This is a genomic window from Allosalinactinospora lopnorensis, assembly GCF_000981225.1.
Lineage (GTDB): Bacteria > Actinomycetota > Actinomycetes > Streptosporangiales > Streptosporangiaceae > Allosalinactinospora > Allosalinactinospora lopnorensis.
Map to the genome: position 1 here is coordinate 1 of NZ_LAJC01000201.1, position 488 is coordinate 488.

Genomic DNA, 488 nt, shown 5'->3' on the forward strand with positions numbered 1-488 from the left:
GGTCCGCCGGCTCGCGCTCGGCGCCGGCCCCGGCCGCCTCGCCACCGGAGCCGGGTCCGGCCGGATCCTGCCGGGCCTCGAAGAAGGGGGCGGCGCTCTCGCCGGCCGGCTGCTCCGGCGCGGAGAGGTCCCCCAGCGACAGCACCAGCCGGGCCAGCGCCGGCAGGCAGCACAGCTGCGCGAACCAGCCCCGCAGCGCATCACCGAACGGCTCGCTGAAGTCATGGAAGGGCAGGTTCGTCGCCAGGTAGGTCCCGGCGGCCATGGCCAGCCCGGCGAGCACGAAGCTGGCCGTGACCGTCCACGGACCCGCGAGCCACCGGATGAGCCGCCCGCCCAAGGCCGGCCGCCCGGGCTTGGCGTGCCGGATCCGCGCCGAGGGGGAACGGCCCAGCCACCACACGAAGAGCAGCGCCGCACCGATGACAGCGGCGCCCGCGGCCCCGGCCACCCACAGGCCGTACCCCACACCGAGCGGGACCAGCAGG

1 pseudogene is annotated in these 488 nt (G+C 77.3%); it reads right to left on the bottom strand.

Annotation, left to right across the window (positions count from 1 at the left end):
• Positions 1-488, bottom strand: a pseudogene (locus VS93_RS29950) (DUF3367 domain-containing protein); the annotation flags it as partial.